Raw genomic sequence first — 9,147 nt, 5'->3', positions numbered from 1 at the left:
TATTAATGTTTATTGCATTGGCAGTTGCTCTCGTATGCAAGAAAAAATCTAAAAAAGTACCGCTTTTTATTCGGCCACAACCGAGTCAGTCATGACCGAATAAAAAATATGTACATATCTACTCCTTAAACCTGCAAAGTGCCTTCTGCTGTGCTCCATAAATGGAGTGATTTCCATTGACCAGATAAGCGAGGATGCATACCAGGATAAGGGGGATGGTGTTTCGGGTGCCGAAGACTTCCAGGCCGATGAGGATCGGGGCGATGAGGGTGTTGGTGGCGCTGCCGAATACTGCGGCGTAGCCAAGTGCCCCGCAGATAATGGGAGGGATCCCGAGGATGGAACCTAGGACGACTCCAAGGGAAGCGCCGATGGAGAACAGTGGTGTCACTTCGCCGCCTTGAAAACCGATGGCAAGTGTAAATACAGTAAACAGAAGCTTCAGAATCCAGTCATATCCGTAGATCGTTTCTCCGGCAAAGGAAGCGGAGATGAGATTGGTTCCAAGACCTGTGTAGCGTCCGCCATAGCTCACAAACAGCAGAGCTGCCAGTGGAATGGCCATGACACCGATGCGGATCAGCGGATTTGAAATTTTTTTCCCGAATAATTTCTTTGCTTTCTGAAGAAGTACGGAAAAGCATCGTCCGGCAAGACCAAAGGCAAGTCCGAGAGCAATGAGAGAGATCATGCTTCGGAGATCGGTCACAGTCCAGGTGTCCTGGATATCCACAGCAAATTTTTCCAGTCCCAGGAAATGAGAGGTGAAGGAGGCTGTATATGCGGCAATAAGTGCCGGCAGCAGCGCATCGTACTCAAGATATCCGGCAACGATCACCTCCATGGCAAAAAATACAGCGGCTAACGGCGTCTGGAACAGACCGCCAAAACCGGCAGCCATACCGGTGATCAGCATGACAGGCTTATTTTCCCGGATATGCAGCCTGCGTCCTGCCTCGTGAGAGAGTGTAGCACCGATCTGCACGGCAACACCTTCACGACCGGCACTTCCTCCGAAGAGATGAGTGATCCAGGTGCCGATCATTACCAGAGGGACAAGGGCCAGAGGAATCTGGTCTCTTTTTTTCTGCCCGGTTTCGAAGATCAGGGACATGCCCTTTAAGCTTAAGGTGCTGAAATGATGATACATCCACACAATAAGAAGTCCGGCCAGAGGCAGGAAGGGCAGCAGATATCGCCAGTGTGCGGTGCGAAGATCAGAGATCGCCAGCAGGCCCCGGCCGAAGATGGTATCTACGATCCCGACGCAGATTCCCACGACCACTGCAAGGACAGCATATTTCAGCTGTAGGATCCGATGTTCTTTTTGGATAGTTTCTTTTGTCATAGTAACTCCTTTCAATCTCCCGGATCTTAAAAATCCATCAAAAAAAGCTGGTAACCCCGTGCATTGCACAGAAGTCATCAGCTCATTGGCGGTTTCGATAAAAATCGGGGGAGAACTTCATTCCCTTTCTGCCTGAGAGTATAGCATCCGAGGCTGATATCGTCAATAGTCAGACGGAACTCCGGAGTATCTTATTTGCTACAGGTGTGCTATGATTAAACAAATCGGCAGGTTACGGGTGAAACAGCAAAGCGTAATATGCTGCGACTAAGACTTGCACATATGAGAATGTAAAAATAACGGAGGAGACACCATGGAAGAACCAAGAATTGACAAAACGATCTATACAGGAAGACCGGAGAATACCGAGGGCCGTCTGGAGAAGGAAATCGCAGTGTACGATTTTCTGGACAGTCTTGGGATTGAATATAAAAGAGCAGATCATGAGGCGCTGATGACCATGGAGGCCTGCGAGGCAGTGGATCAGCTTCTGGGAGCGCAGATATGCAAAAATCTTTTTCTCTGCAACCGACAGAAAACAGATTTCTATCTTCTGCTGATGCCTGGAGAGAAGCCGTTTAAAACAAAATTTCTGTCCAAACAGATCGGAACAGCCAGACTTTCCTTTGCAGACGGAGAGCAGATGGAGGAATATCTGAACATTACCCCAGGGTCCTTAAGTCTGATGGGACTGATCTTTGATAAAGAAAAGAAGGTACACCTGGTGATCGATAAAGAAGTCCTGGATGAAGAATATTTCGGATGCCATCCGTGTATCAATACTTCCACTCTGTTGATGAAGACCGGTGATGTAAAAGAAAAAATCCTGCCGGCGCTGGGCCACGAATATCAGGTGGTCGAGCTTCCGACAGAATAAAAAATCAACGTATGGGTGTAAAGTCCTTTTTGTTGGACTCTGCTATGATGTAATGGGGGCGCTGCTTGACCTCCATATAGGTTTTGGCTATGTATTGTCCCATGATACCCAGGCAGAAAAGCTGCAGGCCGCCGATGAAGATGATGACACAGATGGTGGAAGCCCAGCCTGGGACCGGATCATCGAAGATCAGCTTTCGGACGATGATGGCTACCAGGACCAGAAAGGAAAAACCGGTCATGGTCGTTCCGAACCAGGAGGCGATGGTCAGCGGTACCTGAGAAAAATTGATGATGCCGCTGACGGCGTATTTAAACAGCTTCCAGAAGTTCCATTTGGTCTCACCGGCTACGCGTTCGATATTTTTGTAGGGGAGCCAGCAGGTGCGGAAACCGATCCAGCCGAAGATTCCCTTGGAGAAGCGGTTGTACTCACTCATGGAGACGATGGCATCCACCATACTGCGCTTCATCAGACGGAAGTCTCTGGCGCCGTCCACAATATCTGCATCCGAGATCTTATTGATCAGCTGATAAAATTTCCGGGCAAAAAAGCTCCGGATAGGTGGCTCTCCGTCACGGCTGACACGTCTGGTGGCAACGCTGTCATATTCTCCGGATTCCAGCTTCTCCAGCATTTCCGGGAGAAGGGACGGCGGATCCTGAAGATCAGCGTCCATTACTGCTACATAATCGCCGCCGGCATTGCAGAAGCCTGCATACATGGCAGCTTCCTTTCCGAAGTTTCTGGAAAAAGAAAGATAGATCACATGAGGATCCTTTTCGGAAAGCTCTTTTAAAATCTCAAGGGTTCTGTCTCTGGAACCGTCATTCACAAAGATCAGCTCATAATCACAGTTCATTTGCCTGAGGACAGAAGTGGCTTCCGGGTAAAAAAGCGGAAGGGATTCTTCCTCATTGAAGCATGGTATAATTAAAGAAATCATTTTTTGCCTCGTTTTCCAGATCATAAAAAATGATCATTTTGGCGGTCATCTGTAGTCCGCCCTGGTTTCAGGTTGCTTTTGGATGGGTACTATCATATCATATTTGTCCGGAATCGGCTATAAAACAGGGAATTTTTTTCTTGCACCGCTGTTTTTTTGTGATAAACTGTAAAAAAAGACAAACAAGAGGTGTGATATGCTGGAAAAATTTAACAGCTTTATGGAGAAATGGATGGCTTTTGTGACGCCGGCCTGTCTGCTTACAGGGGTACTGTTTCCGGATATTGCAAAGCATGGCGTGCCCTATGTGACGTATGCTTTTGCATTTATGACCTTTATCGGTGCGCTGAAATCCAGATTCCGTGATGTAGCAGATGTGTTTAAGCGGCCGCTTCCGCTGATCCTGATGCTGCTGATCCTTCATGTGCTGGGACCAGTGGCCGCCTGCGGTCTGGGACATCTTCTGTTCCCGGGCAATATGAATTATATCACAGGAATGGTGCTGGAATTTTCCGTACCTGCAGCGGTGATCAGTCTGATGTGGGTATCCATTTATAATGGAAACAGTCCGCTGTCACTTTCGCTGGTTGTGATCGATACGATCCTGGCTCCCTTTCTGATCCCGACAGTATTGAAGCTCCTGGTGGGCTCCAGCGTAAAAATGGATACTGTGGGAATGATGAAGGAGCTGGTTTTCATGATCGCTCTGCCGGCAGTTCTTGCCATGTGCCTTAATGAAGTCAGCCATGGAAAGGTTAAGGAGACCTGGCCGAAAAAGCTGGCGCCTTTTTCAAAAATGTGCCTGATCTTTGTGGTAACCTCCAATTCCTCCAAGGTTTCTCCTTATATGAAGCATCTTAACGGAGAACGGCTGGAGGTAGCAGCAGCGATCCTGGTCCTGGCAGCCGGGGGATATGCCATCGGCTGGATCATTGCCATTCTTACAAGGCAGAATAAAGAGGCAACGGTTTCCATGATCTATGGTTCCGGAATGCGGAACATCAGCGCCGGTGCGGTGATCGCGGGAGCGTATTTTCCGGCGGAAACATTATTTCCGGTTATGATCGGAACGTTATTTCAGCAGATCCTGGCGGCTTTTTACGGAAGTATGATGCGCCGGGTCCAGACCGGACAGCAGGAAAGGGAGAAGGAGCATGGAGTTTCAGCATGAATTGATCATTCCCAATGAGGGATTTCCTTTTAAGCTTTTTCTTTTTGAAGGAAGAAACGGAAATTATGTAAGGGAAAAACACTGGCATACTTCGATCGAGATCTTTGCGGTGATGGAGGGGAGCCTTTATTTCTATATCGATGAGAAAGAGTATCCTCTGAAGGCAGGGGAGTTTCTGATCATTAATTCCAATGAAGTACATTCTATTCAGGCGCCAGTACGTAATGAGACCATCGTACTGCAGATCCCGCTGAAGCAGTTTTCGGATTATTTTACCGCTCAGAGATTTATCCGTTTTCAGAGCAGAAACGAAGAGTCTGAGGAAACAGACAGGCGGATGGTTTCTCTGATCCGGGAGATGTACCGGGTGTACGTATCCGGGGAAACGGGGTACGAATTCCGTATCAGGGCAGTGTTCTATGAAGTCCTTTATCTTATGGTTTCCGCATACAGGGAAACAGAGGTGGAGGAGAATGCGCTGAAGATCAGCCGCAGATTGGATGCTTTGTCAAAAATAACCACTTATATGCGGGAGCATTACAAGGAGGATCTCAGGCTTTCCGGACTTGCAGCCATGTTCGGATATTCCGATGCATATCTGTCAAGGATGTTCCGAAAATATGCGAAGGTCAATTTTAAGACATATTTACAGGATATCCGCATGGCATACGCCTATAAGGAGCTTTTGAATACAGATCATACCATCAGCTCCATCGCACTTGACAACGGGTTTGCAAGCAGCAGGGCTTTTTCCAGGGAATTTGTAAAGCGTTACGGGATCCTGCCGGGAAGAGTGGAGCGTCAGAATCATAAAAATGTCAAAAAAGTGCTATGAATGAGTCAAGAAAAGCGGCGAAAAGCATACCATGATGTGGTATGCTTTTTTCAGTTCAAAACGAAGATGCAGAGAAGCTGTGAAACAGTAATTTTGTAAGGAGGGTTAAATCGTGAAAATTCAGAAAGTAACAGATCCGGCTTTCCGCAGATACGGAAAGGTTCTGGAGGGATACAATTTCGGTCCGCTTCTGAAGGAGATGAAGCATACACCGGTCCCGGAGGATGTGGTATATGTTCCGTCAGCAGAGGAGCTGGAAGCTCTCGATGTGGAAAAGGAACTGAAAAACAGAGCGTTTGGTGGATTACCTGTCCAGATCGGATATTGCAATGGTCATAACAAAAAGCTGAATGCCCTGGAATATCATCGGAATTCCGAGATCAATGTAGCAGTGACAGATCTTGTACTGCTTATCGGACATCAGCAGGATATAGAAGAGGATCTTACATACGATACCTCAAAGGTGGAGGCATTTCTGGTACCGGCAGGAACCGGGATCGAGGTTTATGCCACAACTCTCCACTATGCACCGTGTCATGTGAATGAGAGCGGATTTCAGTGTGTAGTTGTTCTTCCGAGAGGAACCAACACAGAGATTGATTTCCCGGTGCCCGGGGACGGAGAGGACGGTCTGATGACAGCCCGGAATAAATGGCTTATCGCTCATGAGGATGCGAAGATCGAAGGCGCATTCAACGGATTGAAGGGTGAAAATATCACACTTGACTGATTTCACGGTGAAGTGCTGTGCAGTGGGATATAAAAACGAACAATAATATCACCGGTGGAAAATCTGCCGGATATAAAAAGGAGAATGAAGATTATGAACAACATGCCAGAAGTTAAGATCGGAATCGTTGCAGTCAGCAGAGATTGTTTTCCGGAAAGCCTTTCCGTAAACAGGAGAAAAGCTCTTGTAGACGCTTACACAAAGAAATACGATGCAAAGGATATCTACGAATGTCCGGTCTGTATCGTAGAGAGTGAGATCCATATGGTCCAGGCTCTGGAGGATATCAAAAAAGCAGGCTGTAACGCACTCTGTGTATATCTTGGAAACTTCGGACCGGAGATTTCTGAGACCCTTCTTGCAAAGCATTTCGAGGGACCGAAGATGTTTATCGCAGCAGCTGAGGAAACACAGGATAATCTCTGCCAGGGACGTGGAGATGCTTACTGCGGTATGCTGAATGCAAGCTATAATCTGCAGCTTCGTAATGTAAAAGCCTATATTCCGGAGTATCCGGTAGGTGATGCAGAGGACTGCGCAGATATGATCCATGAATTCCTTCCTATCGCAAGAGCGATCGAGGGATTGAGCAACCTGAAGATCATCAGCTTCGGACCGCGTCCTACAAACTTCCTTGCCTGCAATGCACCGATCAAACAGCTTTACAACCTTGGCGTTGAGATCGAGGAGAACTCAGAGCTGGATCTTTTCGAGGCATTCAACAAGCATGAAGGTGATGAAAGGATCCCGGCGATCGTAAAAGAGATGGAAGAAGAGCTTGGTGCGGGAAACAAGAAACCTGAGATCCTTCCGAAGCTTGCACAGTACGAGCTGACTCTGAAGGACTGGGTAAGAGATCACAAAGGATATCGTAAATATGTAACACTGACAGGAAAATGCTGGCCTGCATTCCAGACACAGTTTGGATTTGTTCCATGTTATGTAAACAGTCGTCTGACAGCACAGGGCATTCCGGTATCCTGTGAGGTTGATATCTATGGTACATTAAGTGAGTTTATCGGACAGGTAGTAAGTGATGATATCGTTACACTTCTTGATATCAACAATTCCGTTCCGAAGGATATGTACAAAGAATCTATCGAAGGAAAATTCAACTATACGCTTCAGGATACCTTTATGGGATTCCATTGTGGAAACACAGCATCCAGCAAGCTGTCCTTCTGTGAGATGAAATATCAGATGATCATGGCAAGATCCCTTCCAATCGAGGTTACAAACGGAACTCTTGAGGGAGATATCAAGCCTGGAGATATCACCTTCTATCGTCTGCAGAGTACAGCGGACAACAAGCTTCGCGCATATATCGCACACGGCGAGGTTCTTCCGGTTGCAACACGTTCCTTCGGTGCTATCGGTGTATTTGCAATTCCGGAGATGGGACGTTTCTACCGTCACGTGCTGATCGAGGGAGGATTCCCGCATCACGGTGCTGTAGCATTCGGACATCACGGAAAAGCTCTCTTCGAGGTGTTCAAATACATTGGTGTACCGGTTGAAGAGATCGGTTACAATCAGCCGGCAGGCGTGAGATATCCGACAGAGAATCCTTGGAGATAATTAAAACAGGCAGGTAAGATCATCCGTACGTGCTGCCTGATACAAGCAAGTCTCCACTCGCTGCTTATTGCTTTTCGTAACCCCGCAGGGGACTTTCTTGATTTGGTTAAATACGATTCAGAAACCGCGGGCTCTCAGGCGTGCAGGCGCTGCGAACTGAGAGCTGCGGTTTCTGTATTTACAGGAGGAAAAATCACTATGTATTATATTGGCGTTGATCTTGGAACTTCCGCTGTAAAGCTTCTTCTTATGGAAGGATCCGGAAAGATCTGCAACATCGTATCAAAAGAATATCCGTTGTTCTTTCCCCATCCGGGCTGGTCTGAGCAGAATCCGGAGGACTGGTTCGCCCAGAGCATGGAAGGGATCAAAGAGCTCACAGAAGGGATTGACCGCAAAGAAGTAGCAGGAATCGGTTTTGGCGGTCAGATGCACGGTCTTGTAACTCTGGATAAAGATGACAATGTGATCCGTCCGGCGATTCTCTGGAATGACGGCCGTACCGGTGAGGAGACGGAATATCTTAATACGGTTATCGGAAAGGAAAAACTTTCTCAGTATACCGCAAACATTGCATTTGCAGGCTTCACTGCACCAAAGATCCTCTGGATGCAGAAGCATGAGCCTGAGAATTTTAAAAAAGTGGTAAAGATCATGCTTCCGAAGGATTATCTTGCCTATCGCTTAAGCGGATCCTTCTGCACAGATGTATCCGATGCTTCCGGTATGCTTCTTCTGGATGTGAAGAACCGCTGTTGGTCAAAGGAAATGCTTGAGATCTGCCATATCACAGAGGAACAGCTTCCGAAGCTGTACGAGAGCTGGCAGGTAGTCGGAAACCTGAAAGCGGAAGTTGCAAAAGAGCTTGGCTTCTCAGAAGATGTGAAGGTTGTAGCAGGTGCAGGCGACAATGCTGCGGCAGCTGTGGGAACAGGAACGGTTGGCGATGGCCAGTGCAACATTTCCCTTGGAACATCCGGTACGATCTTTATTTCCAGCAAAGATTTCGGAGTGGATGAAAACAATGCACTGCATTCCTTTGACCATGCAGATGGAAGCTATCATCTGATGGGATGCATGTTAAGTGCTGCTTCCTGCAACAAATGGTGGTCAGAGGAGATCCTTAAGACAAAGGATTTTGCGGCAGAGCAGGCACCGATCCAAAAGCTTGGCGAAAATCAGGTGTTTTTCCTTCCGTATCTGATGGGAGAGAGATCTCCGCATAACAACCCGGATGCAAGAGGCGTATTTTTCGGAATGTCCATGGATACCACGAGAGCAGATATGACACAGGCTGTTCTGGAAGGAGTTGCTTTCGGACTTCGAGATTCCCTTGAGGTTGCAAGAAGCCTCGGGATCCATATTGAGCGCACCAAGATCTGCGGCGGCGGAGCCAAGAGCCCTCTTTGGAAAAAGATCATTGCAAATGTGATGAACCTGAAGGTGGATGTGCCGGAGAATGAGGAAGGTCCGTCCATGGGCGGTGCAATGCTGGCAGCAGTAGGCTGCGGTGAATACCCGGATGTGGAAACGATCTGTAATAAGCTGGTCAGGGTAGTAGATACGGTAGAACCGGAACCGGAGCTGGTTGCAAAATATGAAGAAAAATACCGGAAATTCCGCAAACTGTATCCGGCAATGAAAGAGCTGTTCAGATAACAG

The 9,147-nt window shown here is 47.5% G+C and carries 8 protein-coding genes and 1 riboswitch; of the genes, 6 read left to right on the top strand and 2 right to left on the bottom strand.

Features of this window, described 5'->3' with window-relative positions; translation table 11 throughout:
* Nucleotides 1–118: 118 nt before the first annotated feature.
* Complete coding sequence (locus tag NE638_RS07125; protein ID WP_173745948.1) at nt 119–1,348, bottom strand: chloride channel protein; 1,230 nt, start codon at nt 1,346–1,348, stop codon at nt 119–121.
* Nucleotides 1,349–1,409: 61 nt separating this feature from the next.
* Nucleotides 1,410–1,482, bottom strand: a riboswitch (Fluoride riboswitch).
* 179 nt (nt 1,483–1,661) lie between these two features.
* On the opposite strand from NE638_RS07125, the gene NE638_RS07120 reads away from it, so the two are divergent.
* Nucleotides 1,662–2,225, top strand: coding sequence for a prolyl-tRNA synthetase associated domain-containing protein (locus NE638_RS07120; RefSeq protein WP_173745947.1), 564 nt, complete (start codon nt 1,662–1,664; stop codon nt 2,223–2,225).
* Nucleotides 2,226–2,229: 4 nt separating this feature from the next.
* Here the strand turns inward: NE638_RS07120 and NE638_RS07115 are convergent, their stop codons facing one another.
* Nucleotides 2,230–3,171: a glycosyltransferase family 2 protein gene (locus NE638_RS07115; RefSeq protein WP_015527465.1), complete on the bottom strand. Its 942-nt coding sequence runs from the start codon at nt 3,169–3,171 to the stop codon at nt 2,230–2,232.
* Nucleotides 3,172–3,367: 196 nt separating this feature from the next.
* On the opposite strand from NE638_RS07115, the gene NE638_RS07110 reads away from it, so the two are divergent.
* From NE638_RS07110 to xylB, 5 genes are all read left to right on the top strand, one after another.
* A complete protein-coding gene (locus NE638_RS07110; protein WP_173745946.1) occupies nt 3,368–4,342 on the top strand; it encodes a bile acid:sodium symporter family protein in 975 nt (324 codons plus the stop codon).
* The gene (locus NE638_RS07105; RefSeq protein ID WP_173745945.1) at nt 4,326–5,177 is read left to right on the top strand and encodes an AraC family transcriptional regulator; all 852 of its coding nucleotides are present in this window, start codon (nt 4,326–4,328) and stop codon (nt 5,175–5,177) included. The genes NE638_RS07110 and NE638_RS07105 overlap by 17 nt, the downstream gene beginning before the upstream one ends.
* 112 nt (nt 5,178–5,289) lie before the next feature.
* Nucleotides 5,290–5,907 (top strand): DUF4867 family protein, encoded by a 618-nt coding sequence (locus tag NE638_RS07100; protein ID WP_118608657.1) that lies wholly within the window; start codon nt 5,290–5,292, stop codon nt 5,905–5,907.
* Between the two features lie 93 nt (nt 5,908–6,000).
* Nucleotides 6,001–7,485: an L-fucose/L-arabinose isomerase family protein gene (locus NE638_RS07095; RefSeq protein WP_015527462.1), complete on the top strand. Its 1,485-nt coding sequence runs from the start codon at nt 6,001–6,003 to the stop codon at nt 7,483–7,485.
* 198 nt (nt 7,486–7,683) lie between these two features.
* The gene (gene xylB / locus NE638_RS07090) at nt 7,684–9,144 is read left to right on the top strand and encodes a xylulokinase (protein WP_021651858.1); all 1,461 of its coding nucleotides are present in this window, start codon (nt 7,684–7,686) and stop codon (nt 9,142–9,144) included.
* The last annotated feature ends 3 nt before the right edge of the window (nt 9,145–9,147 follow it).

It is taken from the genome of Blautia sp. MSK.18.38, assembly GCF_024460535.1.
GTDB classification, from domain to species: Bacteria; Bacillota; Clostridia; order Lachnospirales; family Lachnospiraceae; genus Blautia_A; species Blautia_A fusiformis.
The sequence above is the reverse complement of the archived record's forward strand: the minus strand, read 5'-3'. Positions and strand labels throughout refer to the sequence as shown.

Excerpts from the sequence above, each read along its gene's own strand:
- NE638_RS07125 (WP_173745948.1), bottom strand. The coding sequence starts at position 1,348 with ATGACAAAAGAAACTATCCAAAAAGAACATCGGATCCTACAGCTGAAA.
- NE638_RS07120 (WP_173745947.1), top strand. The coding sequence starts at position 1,662 with ATGGAAGAACCAAGAATTGACAAAACGATCTATACAGGAAGACCGGAG.
- NE638_RS07115 (WP_015527465.1), bottom strand. The coding sequence starts at position 3,171 with ATGATTTCTTTAATTATACCATGCTTCAATGAGGAAGAATCCCTTCCG.
- NE638_RS07110 (WP_173745946.1), top strand. The coding sequence starts at position 3,368 with ATGCTGGAAAAATTTAACAGCTTTATGGAGAAATGGATGGCTTTTGTG.
- NE638_RS07105 (WP_173745945.1), top strand. The coding sequence starts at position 4,326 with ATGGAGTTTCAGCATGAATTGATCATTCCCAATGAGGGATTTCCTTTT.
- NE638_RS07095 (WP_015527462.1), top strand. The coding sequence starts at position 6,001 with ATGAACAACATGCCAGAAGTTAAGATCGGAATCGTTGCAGTCAGCAGA.
- xylB (WP_021651858.1), top strand. The coding sequence starts at position 7,684 with ATGTATTATATTGGCGTTGATCTTGGAACTTCCGCTGTAAAGCTTCTT.